The following is a 15,664-nucleotide window of genomic DNA, read 5'->3' as shown; positions in this document are numbered from 1 at the left end:
CGAACCGGAACAGGAGAGTGGCATATGCTTAAAGTGATTATCGTTATCCTGCTGTTGGCGGTGATTGTCAGTCTGTTCACAGGCCTGGTTTTCCTGATCAGGGATGGCAGTCGATCCACGCGGGTGGTCAATTCACTGGCAGTCCGTGTCGGCCTCAGCCTGCTACTTCTGGGCATCATCCTGGTGGCGCTCTGGCATGGGGATCTTACACTGAACCCCACCCCCTATTGAGCGGCCACACTCTGCACCGTTAATACGTCAGATAATGTAAACGAAAATAAAGAGCCCCAGCCATACCACGTCGACAAAGTGCCAGTACCAGCTTGCAGCCTCAAAACCGAAATGGCTGTCAGGGGTGAAATGCCCCTTCTGCACACGGATCAGCATGATGATCAGCAGCAGCGTTCCCAGTATTACGTGAGCCCCATGGAAACCGGTCAGCATGAAAAAGGTGCTGCCGTAGATGCCAGACTGGAGGGTCAGATCCAGGTCCCGATAGGCTTCAACATACTCCTCGGCCTGGAAGAACAGGAAGACCAGCGCCAGCAGTATGGTTGCACCCAGCCATGCCTTGACCTTGCCCCGATGCTCCTTTTTCAGGGCATGGTGAGCCAGAGTGACCGTGAAAGAGGAAGTCACCAGCAGGATAGTGTTCAGAAGCGGCAGCCCCCAGGCATTGATAATGCCTTCCGGTGACGGATATTCCTTCGGATCCGGATTCTGCAGAAGCGGCCAGTTGGCCTGAAAGCCTTCCCACAGCATGTTGCTGGAGCCCCGGTCACCTTCGCCGCCCAGCCAGGGAATAGCAAAGGTGCGGACATAGAACAGGGCACCGAAGAAGGCAGCAAAGAACATCACTTCGGAAAAAATGAACCAGGTCATACCCCAGCGGAACGAGCGGTCCATCTGGGCGCTGTAAAGTCCCTTGCGGCTTTCCTCGATGACATTGCCGAACCAGCCGAACAGCATGTAGACCATGATAACGGCGCCTATGCCGAAGACCACCCAGTCACCAGTAGTTGAGTCACCCTGATTGCTGCTCACCATGATGGAGGCGGCCCCGAACAGCATAACCCCCAGGCCAACCGTGGCGATTATGGGCCACTTGCTCTGTTCCGGTACGTAATAGCTCTGATCTGTCGCCATGGCGGTCTCCGACGGCTTATCCGTTATCGTTTGTTGTTTTACGGGCCTGATCCACGTCCGATACCTTCTTCAGTCGCTGCTGGTCGTAGAGGGTATAGGACAGCGTCAGTTTATGAATATCGGTGGGCAGGTCGGCATCGACAATGAATACCAGAGGCATGTCGATAGCTTCTCCCGCCTTGAGCTCCTGCTGATTGAAGCAGAAGCATTCCGTCTTGTGGAAATACAGCGTGCCCTCCGAGGGCGCCAGGCTGGGAACAGCCTGGCCCGTCATGGTCTGCCCGGTGGGATTCTCTGCACGAAAATGCACGGTGGTAGCTTCCCCGGGGTGCACGCTGATACTGCTGGTGGCAGGACGGAACACCCAGGGCATGTCCGGCCCGTTCTGCGCCACAAACTGCACTGTCACTGTCCGGTTCTGATCCACCCGGGCGACTTCAGTACTCTCGTACCGACCGCCGGTCTTGCCATTGATGCCGGTGATCTCACAGAACACCTCATACAGGGGCACAAGGGCAAAACCAAAAGCGAACATACCCACTACACCGGCCATGCACCAGCCTACCACGCGAGTATTGGAACGCCTTGATTCAGCCATGACCTGTACTCCTGTTTGCGGACCTGGTTACGAGTCTGGTTACTTCGCGTCCCGGACTTCCGCATGATCGGTAAAGTTTACATCAGGCGGTGTCGCGAATGTGTGGTACGGCGCCGGTGAGGGCACAGTCCACTCCAGACCCTCAGCACCATCCCATGGATTGGCCGCTGCCTTCTCGCCACCGCGCACGCACTTCACCACGATCCAGAGGAACAGCAGCTGCGTCGCGCCAAACATGAAGGCGCCAATGCTCGAAACCATGTTGAAATCGGCGAACTGCAGGGCGTAATCCGGGATCCGGCGCGGCATCCCCGCAAGGCCCAGAAAGTGCATCGGGAAGAACGCCAGGTTCATGCCGATGAACGACAGCCAGAAGTGGGTTTTGCCCAGGGTCTCGTCGTACATGTGGCCGGTCCACTTGGGCAGCCAGAAATAGGCAGAAGCAAAGATGCCGAAGATCGCCCCTGGTACCAGCACGTAATGGAAGTGAGCCACTACGAAGTAGGTGTCGTGGTACTGGAAGTCAGCTGGCGCAATCGCCAGCATCAGCCCTGAGAAGCCACCGATGGTGAACAGGATTACGAAGGCAATGGCAAACAGCATGGGGGTTTCAAAGCTCAGGGAGCCCCGGAACATGGTGGCCACCCAGTTGAACACCTTTACCCCGGTCGGGACCGCGATCAGCATGGTGGCGTACATGAAGAACAGCTGTCCGGCGATGGGCATGCCCACGGTAAACATGTGATGGGCCCAGACCACAAATGACAGAACCGCAATGGCACCCACCGCGTAGACCATTGAGGCGTAGCCGAACAGGCGCTTGCGGGAGAATGCCGGGATGATATGGGAGACCGCACCGAAAGCCGGGAGGATCATGATATACACCTCCGGATGGCCGAAGAACCAGAACACATGCTGGAACAGGACCGGATCACCACCGCCGGCGGCATCAAAGAAACTGGTCCCGAAGTTGATGTCCATCAGCATCATGGTGACCACGCCTGCCAGTACCGGCATGACTGCGATCAGCAGGAAAGCGGTGATCAGCCAGGTCCAGACGAACAGAGGCATTTTCATCAGGGTCATGCCGGGAGCGCGCATGTTGATGATGGTGGCGATCACGTTGATGGCGCCCATGATGGACGACACACCCATGATGTGAACGGCGAAAATGAAGAAGGTGGTACTTGGCGGCCCATAGGTTGTCGAGAGCGGGGCGTAGAAGGTCCAGCCAAAGTTCGGCGCACCGCCCTCCATGAACAGGGTGGAGACAAGAATCAGGAAGGCACAGGGCAGAAGCCAGAAGCTCCAGTTGTTCATCCGCGGCAGGGCCATATCCGGCGCGCCGACCATCAGCGGCAGCATCCAGTTGGCCAGGCCAACGAATGCGGGCATTACCGCCCCGAACACCATGATCAGGCCATGCATGGTAGTCATCTGGTTAAAAAATTCCGGCTCCACTATCTGAAGCCCGGGCTGGAAGAGTTCCGCCCGGATGACCATCGCCATGGCCCCGCCCAGCAGGAACATGGTGAAACTGAAGATCAGGTACATGGACCCGATATCTTTATGGTTGGTGGTAAACAACCACCGCGTTATGTAGCCCTTGGCCGGACCGTGATGATGATCCTGGTCGTGGGTATCGATGACCGCACTCATGAAGAACCCCCGTAGACGCCTGTTCTCTCTTGTTGGCGACATGTATTAACTGGCGAACGTTTCAGTCGGGGCGGAAGCCGGAACGCCCGCCCGCTGCAATCATTCCTGGTTTTTGTAATCGAACACCTGTTTGGGCGTGACCATTTCACCTGTGTCATTGCCCCATGCGTTGCGCTCATAGGTAATAACTGCGGCAAGATCCACCTCGCTGAGCTGGGGCCCAAACGCCTGCATTGATGTACCGGACACACCATTGACCACTACATCCAGGTGAGCCTGCATGTCTTCAGTGGCAATCATGCTGCCTTTGAGGGCAGGGAAAGTCGGCGGCATGCCAGAACCGTCAGCCTGGTGGCAGGAGGCGCAGTTGGTGGCATAGGCCTGTTCCCCGCGCTCCATCAGCTCGTCCATGGTCCAGTCTTTCCCGGTCAGATCACGCTCTTTCTGGGCAGCCGCTTTCTGCCCGGCAACCCACTCGTCGTATTCTTCCTGGGGCACAGCCTTGACCACCACAGGCATGTAAGCGTGGCCCCGGCCACAGAGCTCCGTGCACTGGCCGCGATAAATACCCGGCTCGTCCACCCGGGTCCAGGTCTCATTAATAAAGCCGGGAATGGCGTCCTTCTTGACGCCAAAGGCAGGTATCCACCAGGAATGGATGACATCGTTGGCGGTCAGCAACAGGCGGACCTTTTTGCCAACCGGGATGACCATGGGATTGTCCACATCCAGCAGATAGTGCTCGGATTTTTCGGTCCGGTTGTACATCTCATCCTGGGAAGTAGTCATGTTGGAAAAGAAACCGAACTCCTCTCCGATGTAGTCGTACTTCCAGCGCCACTGGTAGCCGGTCACCTTGATGTCTATATCGGACTCTTCCGAGTCGTACATGTCTACAAGGGTTGCGGTGGCAGGTATTGCCATAACCACAAGGATGACGAAGGGAATAATGGTCCAGGCCACTTCCACAAGGGTGTTTTCATGAAAATGGGCCGGCTTGTAGCCCTTGGACTTGCGGTGGGCAAAGATGGACCAGAACATTATCCCGAATACCACGATGCCGATGACAACGCAGATCCAGAGAATGGTCATGTGGAGATCAAAAATTTCGTTGCTGGAACCGGTGACACCCGGAGCCATGTTCAGCGTCCAGGCTCCGAAAGCCTGGGATGATGCCAGACATGCGCCCAGAAGAGCGCCCGCCCGTTTAACGTGCACGTGCATACCGTGTCTCCACAGAGTGTTGTTCTTGTCATGAGCACACAGCCACTCGCACGGGCTGCCAGATGAAAATTTCTGGCGGCGAGGCAGGGCAGCTGGCATGTTCGAATGTTCTGCGTGACACTTCCCTGCTGCAGGAAGTTTAGCTTTCCGATGAACCACTCCGAAGTGCTCGCACACACCACAGAGGCCGATCGGAAGACTCTGTTCACGGATAATCGCGCCTAGTATAGGCAGAGGATGCCCCAACTCTCAAAAAAATGGGTGAACTTTAAATGCCTAAAAGATTGCTTGGTTATATTAAAAATGAATAAGAGAGAAGCTGCCAACACAAACAGCGGTAAATTTGAGAAGCGCCGCCGGGACAGAACCTGAGATGATTCGGCTGATTCCGCCTTTTTCCGGAACAGACCGGAGACTATGGGCCCTGGCCTGGCCACTGATGCTTACCAACCTCAGCGTCCCTCTGCTGGGGCTGGTGGACACCGCCGTTCTGGGTCATCTCGAGCGGCCGGAATACCTTGGGGCAGTAGCAGTGGGAGCGAATCTGTTCACCATTCTGTACTGGAGCTTTGGCTTCATGCGGATGGGCACTACAGGGCTGGCAGCCCAGGCCTGGGGGCGGCGAGACAGCGAGGCTCAGGCCGGATTGCTGGTGCGCTCGGTGGTGCTGGCTGTGGTGATCGGACTCATCCTCATCCTGTTTCATCAGCCGGTCATTCGGCTCGGCCTGGTGCTTATGAATCCGGGTCCAGAGGTGGCAATGCTGGCCGGCGAGTATGCGGCAATTCGCATCTGGAGTGCACCTGCCGTGCTCTGCCAGTACACCCTCGTGGGCTGGCTGATTGGCATGCAGTTCCCCCGAGGGCCGATGCTGATGCTGATCACGGCCAATAGCCTCAACATACTGCTGGATGTCCTGTTCGTGACGGTTCTTGGCTGGAACAGCCAGGGCGTTGCGCTGGCCACGGTGATCGCGGAATACGCCGCCGCGGCCCTGGGGTTTGCCCTGGTCCTCAGGCGTCTGCCCGGGAACCTGCGCCTGACACGAGCCCTACTGGGATCACTGGCAGACTACGGGCGAATTCTGAATGTAAACCGGTACATCATGGTGCGTACCATCACCCTGCTGCTGGTGCTGGCTTTTTTTACCGCCCAGGGAGCGCGCCAGGGAGATATCATTCTGGCCGCCAACGCCGTGTTGATCACTTTCCTGATGATTATCTCCAACGGTCTGGACGGCTTTGCCAATGCTGCCGAGGCCCTGGTGGGGGAAGCCGTTGGTGGCAACGACCGCCACCAGTTCCGGGAGGTGTGCAGAACCACTCTGCGCTGGTCCCTCTGGGGGGCACTGCTTTTTACCCTGCTTTTTGTGCTCACTGGCCACACCCTCATTGGCCTGCTCACCAGCATCCCCGAAGTCCGGGAAACCGCCCGACTCTACCTGCCATGGCTGTGGATGCTGCCCCTCGCGGCAGTGTGGGGGTTCCTGCTGGACGGTATCTTCATTGGCGCCACCCGCACCCGGGATATGCAGAACACCATGCTCTTTTCGGCCCTGGTGATCTTTCTTCCCACCTGGTGGCTGACCACCGGGTGGGGCAATCATGGTCTGTGGTTTTCCCTGGTTTTTCTCATGCTGGCGCGGGCAGCCACCATGGGACTGGTGTTCATGCACCGCAGTCACAATGATTCCTGGTTCACATAAATCGCTCTGCCCGGGCAACCACAGGAATCTCAACTACACTGATCAGAAACGGCGGGCTTACGCTGCAAGCGGTCAGTAGAGTCTCGCCTGACGATGGATAGCTGACGGTTCCCTGGAGGCGCCTTGCGACCCTTTTCAGTACACAGATCGGTCTCTCCGGATATGACACCAGAGGCGGTACTCGAAATCATCGATCATGCGCGCCGGCAGGAAGCAAGGTCCGGGGCTTTCCTGCGTCAGCTTCAGACGAAGGCTGCCGCCCTGCCGTCGACCATTGTCGTGGATGGCCATGACCCGGCGACCAGCCTGTTCCAGTTCGCCGTGGAATACATCGAAATGGCCCCCCGGCTCATCGAGTGTGTCGATGCCTGCTCCCGGGAGGCCGGGAAAACGGTGCTGTTTGAACCCTTTATCCATGCTGCAACCCGGTATTTTACCCAGCCCTCCGTGCTGCTGGCCAGATACGATGGCCTGGATGGACTGCTGATACGTGCCTACCAGTGCCATCGCCTGATGGAAGAAATGTACGAAAACAACTACTCCATCCGCCGCAGCCGACTGGTGGACATAGAGGCTACCCAAGCCAACCTTGTGGCTCATCAGCTCATCGGCGAGCCCTTTGCCAACGAACTTGATCAGTCCATCACGATTACGGTGCTCCAGATTGCAGGCTCACCCGATTATTATGAACTGAATCTGGATCCATTCGTAAGACAGGTCAGGCATACGGCCTGGGGCTGGATGAGGAAGTATTGGGAAAATCTGCTGAAACGCAACCATATACACTTCGTACTGGGTCCGGGGCCCAGGTAGAGCTGTAATTCGCATTCACAAGCGTTATGCTTCCGTAATGTCCGGAACCACCCGGGGAAAACTGGTGCCGTCGCAATACCCGTGCTGATGACCGGGTGAAATTTTCGCCAGTGCAAATGTACGGGTAAAACAAGCATGCTCCCAAAGTTATGGCCAGACCAGACCCTCATCTACTGCGGACTATTCCTGCTGATCTGCGGCACGGCCCGGGCGGGGGTAGTGGAGCTGACCTTTACCGAGGCAGCAAACGCCAGACCTCTGGCAAATGTAATTGTCCAGGTGGGAGGCACTGCCGGGGTGGTGCCTGACCGGGCCGTAATGTCCCAGAAAAACCGCGCCTTTGACCCCCACATTCTGACTGTTGTCAGGGGGTCGGAGGTGTCTTTCCCCAACAATGACAACACCCAGCATCATGTCTATTCGTTCTCCAGCACGAAACCCTTCAACATCGAGCTTTACGCCGGCCACCCCGAGACTCCGGTGGTGTTCGACCGGACCGGGATTGTCGAACTGGGCTGCAATATTCACGATCATATGCAGGCGTTTATCCTGGTGGCGGACACACCCCATGTCGCCCGCTCCGGCGCCGATGGCCGGGTCCGGCTGGACGTCCCGGACCGGATGCTGAGTGGGAGCGGCCTGGAGATAAGGCTGTGGCATCCCCGGCTGCAGGATAATACGATCAGCGAAGTCCGGCATTTACCCGGCTCCTGGCCGGTACAGCAGTCGCTGACACTGGAACTGGCTCCGGAGCAGGCCGACAGCATGGGTCTCGGAGGCCTTCAGAAACGCTTCCAGGAACTGTGATGGCGCCACGACACCTGTTCGCCGGCTTCCGGGCCCGGCTGATGATCACCATGCTTGCCATAGTATTCATCACAGTGGCCAGCATTGCGGGTCTATTGCTGGTAAATCTGTTCGAGGCGGAAAAAAGTCGCGCCCGGGACCAGTTGTCCGTCGCTCGCGAAGTGGCCAGTGAACTGCTGGCGAGGCGCACCGAACTCCTGGCCTCCCGGCTCCAGGTGGTAGCAGAGGATTTCGGCTTCCGCTCCACAGTCGCAGCCGGGGATGTGCCCACCATTACCAGCGCCCTGGCAAACCAGACCGCCCGGGCCGGGGCCGACCTCGCCCTGGTCACGGACAACTCCGGCAAACTTGTGGCGAATCTTCAGGGCCTGGAAAACGGAGCCCCGGCGCCGTTTCAGAAGCTGCTGGCTGAAGCCAGAGGCCCGGGCCAGGCGGCCGACATCCGGACGTGGGAGGGGCAGGCCTGGCAGCTCATCGTGGTGCCTGTGCGGGGCGCCGGGTTGCGGGCATGGCTGCTGGCCGGATTCCTCCTGGATGACCGGTTTGCGAGTTCCATCAGCAATCTTACCGGCACCGAGGTGCTTCTGAGGAATCACCAGAACGGCAAGGTGACCCTGCTTGCCAGCAGCATGACGGGCCAGGCAGTCGACCCGGACCTTCTGGAAGCTTCCGACTCCGCGCCGGGCGAGCGGATGCTGGAAACCCAGCGATATTTCAGCCGGGTGCTGCCGGTCAGCGATAGCGACAGGGGGGCGGTCCACCTTTTGCTTCTGAGCAGCCGGAGCGAGGCCCTCAGAGGCTATTATCAGCTCGCATGGGACATTGCCCTGCTGGTTTTCATCGTACTGATTGCAGCAGCGGTTCTGGTCATGGCCATGGCAAGGACCCTTGGCCGCCCGCTCCTGCAGCTGGCCAATTTTGCCCGCGCCATCGGCGAGAGCCGGAACGTCAGCCCACCCGCACTCCAGGCCGGTGGCGAACTGAAAGTGCTGGCCGATGCCCTGACCAGGATGCTGTTCCGTGTCCGGGAGCGGGAACATCAACTTGAACACAATGCGATTCATGATGAGCTTACAGGGCTGGAAAACCGGAAAGCCATAGACGCTGGCATCAGGAACTGTCTTGAAGCGCGCTGCTCACAGTATGTGGTGGCGTTTACCGTTGCCGACTTCAAGGCCATCAATGACACCCTCGGTTTTGCCTTCGGAGACCAGGTCATCGTCGCTACCGGCCTGAGGCTCCGGGGCCAGCTGCCGGTGGAATGCTCCTTTGGCCGGACTGGCGGCAACGAATTCATGGCCCTGGTGCCGAATGAGGGGAGAGAGCGACTGGAGGCTCTCATTGACGAGTTGCGGGGCCAGGCAGAAAAGCCCATCGTTATCTACGAGACTCCCATCCAGCTCCAGATTCATATTGCCGTTCTGCAGCTGCCTGAGCAGGCCGGCACTCCGGACGAAGTGCGCCGACGGGTGAATCTGACCCTTGAACAGGCCCGCAGGGCTGAAAGTCATACCGCCTTTTACCAGCCAGGGGGCGACGAAAGTCACCTGCGGGAATTGCGGCTGATCCGGGATCTGGAAACCGCCATGACCAATGGCGAGCTGCACATGAACTACCAGCCCAAAATCGCCTTCGACTCCGTCCGGCTTCACCAGGTGGAAGCCCTTGTGCGCTGGCGACATGCGGAACTCGGGTTCATCAATCCGGAAGAGTTCATCATGCTGGCGGAACGATCGGGGCAGATTCACCATCTGACCGGCTTCATCATGGAGCAGATTGCCCGGGATTCTGCATCCTGGCGGAGGCAGGGACTTGATACCGGCGTTGCCATCAATCTGTCCGCTCTCGATCTCAGCAACCGGAAGCTTCCGGACCTTGTCATGACCATCTTTGGCAACTGGAACGGGCTGCGGGAAACCATCACCTTTGAAGTAACCGAGAGCGCGGTCATGTCGGACCCGGGTCTGGCCATCCAGACCCTTGAGAGGCTCCGTGCTCTGGGATTCCGGCTTTCCGTGGACGACTTCGGCACCGGCTATTCCTCGCTGGCCCAGCTGCGCTCGCTGCCAGTCCATGAGCTGAAAATCGACAAATCCTTTGTGCTGCGACTGAATGAGCAACCCCAGGACCAGCTTATCGTTCAGTCCACCATCGACATGGCCCACAGGCTGGGACTGAGCGTGGTGGCAGAAGGCATCGAAAACCTGGAAAGCTGGCGATTGCTGCAGCGCTGGGGCTGCAATCTGGCCCAGGGCTTCTTTCTGGCGAGGCCCATGGCACCGGAGGCCCTGCTGCAGTGGGCCATGGATTTTGCCGCGCGAGCCCCCGAGCTGCGCAGGCAAGCCGGAGAAAAAACCGGATGAGACAGCTGCCTGTTCCCTCCCTGGCGCGCTCCGGAGTCTGCGGCATGCTGATGATGCTGGTGCTGGCCCAGGCTCAGGCCGGCCCCGGCAGCCGGCTCTGGGCGACCGGCGGCGTGACCACCATAGAAGGCAGTGCCGGCGGCGGGATTGTGCCCTGGGCGCTACTCAGCGGCTATGCCAGCGACGAGGAATGGGGCGGCACACTGGCCGTTAGCCGGGCTGAGCTGGACGACTACACCCTGGGTTTCACCGGACTGACCCTCAACTGGCGCAATCGAATTGAATTGAGCGCCGGCCGTCAGACCCTGGATCTCGACACGCTGGGGGCAGACCTCGGTGAGGATGAACTGGTGCAGGATATCTTCGGCCTCAAGATCAGGCTCCAGGGCGATGCCGTTTACGCCCCCCTTGGCCAGTGGTCCCTGGGCCTCCAGCACAAGCGCACCCGTGAATTCGAGGTCCCGGACGCAGCAGGGGCCGGGTCCGACTCGGGCACCGACGTGCTGCTGGCAGGAAGCAGGCTCTTCTTTGCCGCTGTCATGGACCGCAACCTGCTGGTCAATGCCACTCTGCGCAGCACACGGGCCAACCAGGGCGGCCTTCTGGGGTTTGGCGGCGACCGTGGGGACAGCCATGAACTCATGCTCGAGAGCAGCCTTGGTGTTTTTCTCAGCCGACGCTGGCTGGTGGGTGCTGAATATCGCCAGAAGCCCGACAACCTCGGCTTCGCCGGGGAAGATGACTGGCATGACCTGTTTCTCGTCTGGATACCCGACCGGCATCTGACAGTAACTGCCGCCTGGCTCAGCCTTGGCGACATCGCTGGTCTGGAAGACCAGCAGGGCGCCTACCTTTCGCTGCAGGGCAGCTTCTAGCAACCCGGAGACACCTCGTGAACCCGATGAAATCTGTTCTGCCTCTGATGCTGAGCCTCCTGGTCGCCTCCTGTCAGTCTGTCCCGGCACCAGGGGAGACACGGCCAGATTCCCCGGCCGGGAACAGCAGCCTTTACACAGCCCTTGGAAGAAGGAGCGGAATAGAGCAGGTCGTGGAAGACCTTCTTTACATCATAGTGGACGATGAACGCATTGCTTTTCAGTTTCGCGGCCTGAATGTGGAGCGGTTCCACAGCAACCTCAGTGACCAGCTCTGCGAGCTTTCCGGCGGCCCCTGCAGCTACACCGGCATGAGCATGGAAGAATCCCATGAAGCCATGGACATCAGCCAGACCCAGTTCAATGCCCTGGTGGAAGGCCTCATACTGGCGATGGAGAAAAACCATATACCCCCGGCTATACAGAACCGGCTCCTCGCCAGGCTGATCCCCCTGCATCCGGAAATTGTCGGCTCCTGAGGTGGCCTGAGTGCAGGATTCAGGCTACCCTTGCCCGGATTTCTGCTACCTGTCCCTGCCCGGGATGACTGACAAAACTCACCGAAGGACGCCGCCTTGCTGGAAAACGCTGATCTGGGAAAACTGATCATTCGCCTGACCCTGGGCGGCCTGCTGCTGTTTCACGGCGTTGCCAAGCTGTTTCACGGGGTTGGTGGCATCGAGAACATGCTGGGGGGACACGGCATACCCACCATCTTCGCCTACGGGGTTTTTGTCGGGGAACTGATCGCGCCACTGATGGTAATACTTGGCTATCACACCCGCATTGGCGCTCTGCTCATTGTCTTCAACATGCTGGTGGCCATCGCTCTCGCCCATGGCAGCCAGCTTTCAAGCCTCAGTGGTACCGGGGGCTGGGCGCTGGAACTCCAGGGCTTTTTCCTGTTTATTGCATTTGCCCTGATTTTCCTGGGGCCCGGCCGATACAGACTCAAAAACTGAGGCTCCCGTTATTCAGGCACTCTGAATATTAAACGGAATGGCTGCAGAATGACCGGCACGGATGACTTTCGGCATGTTAGCCTGTGGCATAGTGCGGCAGGTCAAACATTTTCATGTCCAGGGTTCTTTTTATGACATCTATCGTCAAAACCGGTCTTTACCGACACTACAAGGGCAGGGATTACGAGGTCATAGGTACCGCCCGCCACAGCGAGACGGAAGAACTTCTCGTGGTTTACCGGTGCCTCTACGGGGACCAGGGCCTGTGGGTCCGCCCTCTCACCATGTTCCGGGAAACCGTGGAAGTGGCAGGAGAGCAGGTTCCGAGGTTTACCTGGGTCGGTGAATCACGACAGGGGTGACCCCTGTCCGGTCAGCTCTCCTCACTGCTGTCGTCATCCGCATCAGCTGCCCTGAAAAAAACCACCTGCTTCACGGTGTGATCGTCAGTGTTGATGCGGCTGTTAACCCGGGTCTGAAGCTCTGCCACGGCAGGCTCTCGTTCCCCCTCCCGGTCAGCGAAGCCACAGGCAACACATTCCCGGAACTGGCCCTTCTCGTTGCTGTACATGACAATCCTGTCCATCTCCGCGCAGCGGGGACAGACTGCGCCTGCGATGAACCGTCTGGGTGTTGCCATGAAAAGGTCTCCATCATTAAATACTGGCCGGCAGCAGGGGCTGACCGGCCGGGTTCGGCTCAGGCTGCCCGGGAGCTGATGCCTGTCTGCTCAAGCAGTGCATCCACCCTGGGCTCGCGTCCCCGGAAGGCCTTGAACAGCTCCATAGGTTCTCTGGACCCGCCCTTCTCGAGGATATTCTCGAGGAACGAGCGGCCGGTATCCGGATCGAAGATGCCTTTCTCCTCAAACAGCGAGAAGGCATCTGCCGCCAGAACTTCTGCCCACTTGTAGCTGTAATAGCCCGCAGCATAACCACCGGCAAAAATGTGGGAGAAGCTGTTGGGGAAGCGGTTGAATTCAGGCGCCTTGATCACCGCAATTTCGTCGCGGACCTTGCGATGCATGTCCAGCGGATTGGTCGGCGCCGTCGGGCTAAATTCCGCATGGAGCCGGAAATCAAACAGGGAAAATTCCAGTTGCCGCACCATCTGCATGCCGGCCTGGAAGTTCTTCGCCGCCAGCAGCTTGTCCACCATCTCCCGTGGGAGGGGCTCGCCGGTTTCGTGATGCGAGGCAATCAGCTCCAGTGACTCAGGGTGCCAGCACCAGTTCTCCAGAAACTGGCTGGGCAGCTCGACCGCGTCCCAGGCAACGCCATTTATGCCGGACACATCAGCCACATCAACCCGGGTCAGCATATGGTGCAGGCCGTGCCCGAACTCATGAAACAGGGTCGTCACCTCGTCATGGGTCAGCAGGGAGGGTTTGCCGTCCACCGGGGGAGTAAAGTTGCAGGTCATGAAGGCCACCGGAAGATGCAACTGCCCGCGCAGATCCCGCCACCTTACCCGGCAGTCGGCCATCCAGGCACCCCCCCGCTTGCCCTGACGGGCAAAGGGGTCAAAATAGAAATACGCAGCCGGCTCGCCATCCCGGATGATCCGGTAGGTAGTGACATCCTCATGCCAGGTTTCAGCATCTGGCTGCTCCTCGATCTGCACGCCGAAAAGTTTCTCGGTGACTTTGAACAGGCCGGAGATAACTTTGTCTGCGGGGAACCAGGGGCGCAGGGTTTCGGCGGAAATGTCGTAGCGCTGCTGGCGAAGTTTTTCGCTGTAATAGCCTATATCCCAGGCCTCCAGGTCCTCGACGCCATGCTCATCACGGGCAAAGGCGCGCAGCTCCTCCATATCCTTCTCGGCCACCGGCTTTGATTTTTTCGCCAGCTCGTTCAGGAAATCCAGCACCTCGTCCGTACTGCGGGCCATCTTGGTTTCCAGCGACCGCTCGGCGTAGTTGCTGAAGCCGAGCAGTTTGGCCAGGGCATGGCGACACTTGAGAATTTCCGCCATGACCGGCGTGTTGTCCCAGGTGCCGGCATCCGGCCCCAGGTCGGAAGCCCGGGTGACAAAGGCTTCATAGACTTCCCGGCGCAGATCCCTGTTGTCGCAATAGGTCATCACTGGATGGAAGCTCGGGAAATCCAGGGTGATCACGTAACCATCGAGGTCGCGCTGCTTTGCTGCCTGGCGCGCTCCGTTCAGGGCTGTCTCCGGAAGTCCTTTGAGCTCCTCCGGATCGGTGATGTGGCGGGTCCAGTGTTCGGTGGCGTCCAGCACATTGTCGCTGAACCGGTTGGAGAGGTCCGCCAGTTCCATCTTGAGTTCTGCGTACCGGGTCTTGTCTTCTTCTGGCAGATCCACACCGCCAAGGTGGAAGTCCCGGAGGGTATTTTCCACTGACTTCCGCTGAGCCTCATCCAGATCTTTGAAGTCATCCCGGGCTGCCAGCTTTTTGTAGGCTTCGCAGAGCTGTTCGTTCTGGCTCAGCTCGGTGCTGTATTCCGTCAGCCGGTCAAGACAGGTCTTGTAGACCTTGCGCAGCTCCTCGGTGTTGGCGACGCTGTTGAGGTGGGAGATCACCGACCAGGCATTGTTGAGATGATCCTCCAGCCCCTGCATTGGCAGGGCGAGGGTATGCCAGCTCGGGTCTTCCTGGGTCGCCAGGCTCTGGATCTTGACCCGGTTTTCACTGAGGATCTGATCAATGGCCGGTTCCATGTGCTCGGTTCGAATGTGGTCAAAGCGCGGCAAAAGGTCATCGGTCAACAGCGGATTGTTCATAAGGGCCTTCTCTGTCCATTGTTTGTCGAGTACTTTGGTTTGTCAGGTACTTTGCTCTCAAAATATTAGCCATAGGAGTATATGTAATGGCAAATGTCCGTTCTCACAAGGGTAACACGCCTGAATTCGGCGCGCGTACCTGGGTAGACCCCAGCGCGCTGGTCATTGGCGACGTGGTGCTGGGGGAGGATTCCTCTGTCTGGCCGATGACAGTGATTCGGGGTGACATGCACAGAATCCGTATCGGCGCCCGCTGCAGCATCCAGGACGGCTCGGTGGTGCACATCACCCATGCCAGCGACTACAACCCCGGCGGCTGGCCCACCACTCTTGGTGATGACGTCACCGTTGGCCACAAGGCGCTGCTGCACGGCTGTAGCATTGGCAGCCGGGTTCTGGTGGGCATGGGTTCCATCATTATGGATGGCGCAGTGGTGGAAAACGAGGTGATCATTGCGGCTGGATGCCTTGTACCGCCTGGAAAAACCCTGGAATCAGGCTACCTGTATGTGGGTTCGCCCTGCCGTCAGGCCCGGGCGCTGACCGACCAGGAACGGAGCTTTTTTGCCTATACCGCAGGCAACTATGTCCGTCTGAAGGACGAGCATATCCGGGAAAATGGTTGAACAAAATTTAACCTGCCTGATTGGTCCCCCGGGCACCTGCCGGCACTTGAAATTCTCTCCGCCGTTCACACATTTACCGTAGCTGGAGTTCACGGAGCAGCCATCCGGCGGATCCGCCGGGATGAAGCCGTCCCGCGAGCA

The 15,664-nt window shown here is 58.6% G+C and carries 16 protein-coding genes; 10 read left to right on the top strand and 6 right to left on the bottom strand.

Features of this window, described 5'->3' with window-relative positions; all coding sequences use genetic code 11:
- Positions 1-24: 24 nt before the first annotated feature.
- Positions 25-231 carry a twin transmembrane helix small protein gene (locus LG327_RS04510; RefSeq protein WP_404366366.1) on the top strand — a complete coding sequence of 69 codons (207 nt, stop codon included), beginning with the start codon at positions 25-27 and terminating at the stop codon, positions 229-231.
- A gap of 27 nt (positions 232-258) precedes the next feature.
- Here LG327_RS04510 and LG327_RS04505 read toward each other — a convergent pair whose 3' ends face one another.
- The 4 genes from LG327_RS04505 to coxB form a co-directional block, all read right to left on the bottom strand.
- Positions 259-1,146 (bottom strand): cytochrome c oxidase subunit 3, encoded by an 888-nt coding sequence (locus LG327_RS04505; RefSeq protein ID WP_404366362.1) that lies wholly within the window; start codon positions 1,144-1,146, stop codon positions 259-261.
- A gap of 16 nt (positions 1,147-1,162) precedes the next feature.
- The gene (locus LG327_RS04500) at positions 1,163-1,744 is read right to left on the bottom strand and encodes a cytochrome c oxidase assembly protein (protein WP_404366359.1); all 582 of its coding nucleotides are present in this window, start codon (positions 1,742-1,744) and stop codon (positions 1,163-1,165) included.
- Positions 1,745-1,783: 39 nt separating this feature from the next.
- Positions 1,784-3,403: a cytochrome c oxidase subunit I gene (gene ctaD / locus LG327_RS04495; protein ID WP_404366355.1), complete on the bottom strand. Its 1,620-nt coding sequence runs from the start codon at positions 3,401-3,403 to the stop codon at positions 1,784-1,786.
- 99 nt (positions 3,404-3,502) lie between these two features.
- Complete coding sequence (gene coxB / locus LG327_RS04490; protein WP_404366352.1) at positions 3,503-4,627, bottom strand: cytochrome c oxidase subunit II; 1,125 nt, start codon at positions 4,625-4,627, stop codon at positions 3,503-3,505.
- 373 nt (positions 4,628-5,000) lie between these two features.
- On the opposite strand from coxB, the gene LG327_RS04485 reads away from it, so the two are divergent.
- The 8 genes from LG327_RS04485 to LG327_RS04450 all read left to right on the top strand — a co-directional run bounded on the left by LG327_RS04485 (position 5,001) and on the right by LG327_RS04450 (position 12,514).
- Positions 5,001-6,332 (top strand): MATE family efflux transporter, encoded by a 1,332-nt coding sequence (locus LG327_RS04485; RefSeq protein ID WP_404366349.1) that lies wholly within the window; start codon positions 5,001-5,003, stop codon positions 6,330-6,332.
- A 162-nt stretch (positions 6,333-6,494) separates the two neighbouring features.
- Positions 6,495-7,145 carry a hypothetical protein gene (locus LG327_RS04480; RefSeq protein WP_404366346.1) on the top strand — a complete coding sequence of 217 codons (651 nt, stop codon included), beginning with the start codon at positions 6,495-6,497 and terminating at the stop codon, positions 7,143-7,145.
- Between the two features lie 135 nt (positions 7,146-7,280).
- Positions 7,281-7,952: a methylamine utilization protein gene (locus LG327_RS04475; RefSeq protein ID WP_404366343.1), complete on the top strand. Its 672-nt coding sequence runs from the start codon at positions 7,281-7,283 to the stop codon at positions 7,950-7,952.
- Positions 7,952-10,315 carry a putative bifunctional diguanylate cyclase/phosphodiesterase gene (locus tag LG327_RS04470; RefSeq protein ID WP_404366340.1) on the top strand — a complete coding sequence of 788 codons (2,364 nt, stop codon included), beginning with the start codon at positions 7,952-7,954 and terminating at the stop codon, positions 10,313-10,315. The genes LG327_RS04475 and LG327_RS04470 overlap by 1 nt, the downstream gene beginning before the upstream one ends.
- Positions 10,316-10,365: 50 nt before the next feature.
- Positions 10,366-11,190 carry a DUF3034 family protein gene (locus LG327_RS04465; protein ID WP_404369219.1) on the top strand — a complete coding sequence of 275 codons (825 nt, stop codon included), beginning with the start codon at positions 10,366-10,368 and terminating at the stop codon, positions 11,188-11,190.
- Positions 11,191-11,216: 26 nt separating this feature from the next.
- Entirely contained in the window at positions 11,217-11,669 is a 453-nt protein-coding gene (locus tag LG327_RS04460) for a group 1 truncated hemoglobin (protein ID WP_404369216.1), read from the top strand.
- Between the two features lie 96 nt (positions 11,670-11,765).
- Entirely contained in the window at positions 11,766-12,152 is a 387-nt protein-coding gene (locus LG327_RS04455; RefSeq protein WP_404366337.1) for a DoxX family protein, read from the top strand.
- 131 nt (positions 12,153-12,283) lie between these two features.
- Positions 12,284-12,514: a DUF1653 domain-containing protein gene (locus tag LG327_RS04450; RefSeq protein ID WP_404366335.1), complete on the top strand. Its 231-nt coding sequence runs from the start codon at positions 12,284-12,286 to the stop codon at positions 12,512-12,514.
- A gap of 11 nt (positions 12,515-12,525) precedes the next feature.
- Here the strand turns inward: LG327_RS04450 and LG327_RS04445 are convergent, their stop codons facing one another.
- Entirely contained in the window at positions 12,526-12,792 is a 267-nt protein-coding gene (locus tag LG327_RS04445; RefSeq protein WP_404366332.1) for a YheV family putative zinc ribbon protein, read from the bottom strand.
- A 59-nt stretch (positions 12,793-12,851) separates the two neighbouring features.
- Positions 12,852-14,897 (bottom strand): oligopeptidase A, encoded by a 2,046-nt coding sequence (gene prlC / locus LG327_RS04440; RefSeq protein WP_404366329.1) that lies wholly within the window; start codon positions 14,895-14,897, stop codon positions 12,852-12,854.
- Between the two features lie 86 nt (positions 14,898-14,983).
- Between prlC and LG327_RS04435 the strand changes: the two genes are divergently transcribed.
- On the top strand, positions 14,984-15,523 hold the full coding sequence (locus LG327_RS04435; RefSeq protein WP_404366326.1) for a gamma carbonic anhydrase family protein: 540 nt from the start codon (positions 14,984-14,986) through the stop codon (positions 15,521-15,523).
- The last annotated feature ends 141 nt before the right edge of the window (positions 15,524-15,664 follow it).

This window comes from Marinobacter sp. (assembly GCF_044799475.1).
Taxonomy (GTDB): Bacteria; Pseudomonadota; Gammaproteobacteria; order Pseudomonadales; family Oleiphilaceae; genus Marinobacter.
This window is presented reverse-complemented; position numbering and strand designations above follow the sequence as displayed.

Excerpts from the sequence above, each read along its gene's own strand:
- LG327_RS04510 (WP_404366366.1), top strand. The coding sequence starts at position 25 with ATGCTTAAAGTGATTATCGTTATCCTGCTGTTGGCGGTGATTGTCAGT.
- LG327_RS04505 (WP_404366362.1), bottom strand. The coding sequence starts at position 1,146 with ATGGCGACAGATCAGAGCTATTACGTACCGGAACAGAGCAAGTGGCCC.
- LG327_RS04500 (WP_404366359.1), bottom strand. The coding sequence starts at position 1,744 with ATGGCTGAATCAAGGCGTTCCAATACTCGCGTGGTAGGCTGGTGCATG.
- ctaD (WP_404366355.1), bottom strand. The coding sequence starts at position 3,403 with ATGAGTGCGGTCATCGATACCCACGACCAGGATCATCATCACGGTCCG.
- coxB (WP_404366352.1), bottom strand. The coding sequence starts at position 4,627 with ATGCACGTGCACGTTAAACGGGCGGGCGCTCTTCTGGGCGCATGTCTG.
- LG327_RS04485 (WP_404366349.1), top strand. The coding sequence starts at position 5,001 with ATGATTCGGCTGATTCCGCCTTTTTCCGGAACAGACCGGAGACTATGG.
- LG327_RS04480 (WP_404366346.1), top strand. The coding sequence starts at position 6,495 with ATGACACCAGAGGCGGTACTCGAAATCATCGATCATGCGCGCCGGCAG.
- LG327_RS04475 (WP_404366343.1), top strand. The coding sequence starts at position 7,281 with ATGCTCCCAAAGTTATGGCCAGACCAGACCCTCATCTACTGCGGACTA.
- LG327_RS04470 (WP_404366340.1), top strand. The coding sequence starts at position 7,952 with ATGGCGCCACGACACCTGTTCGCCGGCTTCCGGGCCCGGCTGATGATC.
- LG327_RS04465 (WP_404369219.1), top strand. The coding sequence starts at position 10,366 with ATGATGCTGGTGCTGGCCCAGGCTCAGGCCGGCCCCGGCAGCCGGCTC.
- LG327_RS04460 (WP_404369216.1), top strand. The coding sequence starts at position 11,217 with ATGAAATCTGTTCTGCCTCTGATGCTGAGCCTCCTGGTCGCCTCCTGT.
- LG327_RS04450 (WP_404366335.1), top strand. The coding sequence starts at position 12,284 with ATGACATCTATCGTCAAAACCGGTCTTTACCGACACTACAAGGGCAGG.
- LG327_RS04445 (WP_404366332.1), bottom strand. The coding sequence starts at position 12,792 with ATGGCAACACCCAGACGGTTCATCGCAGGCGCAGTCTGTCCCCGCTGC.
- prlC (WP_404366329.1), bottom strand. The coding sequence starts at position 14,897 with ATGAACAATCCGCTGTTGACCGATGACCTTTTGCCGCGCTTTGACCAC.
- LG327_RS04435 (WP_404366326.1), top strand. The coding sequence starts at position 14,984 with ATGGCAAATGTCCGTTCTCACAAGGGTAACACGCCTGAATTCGGCGCG.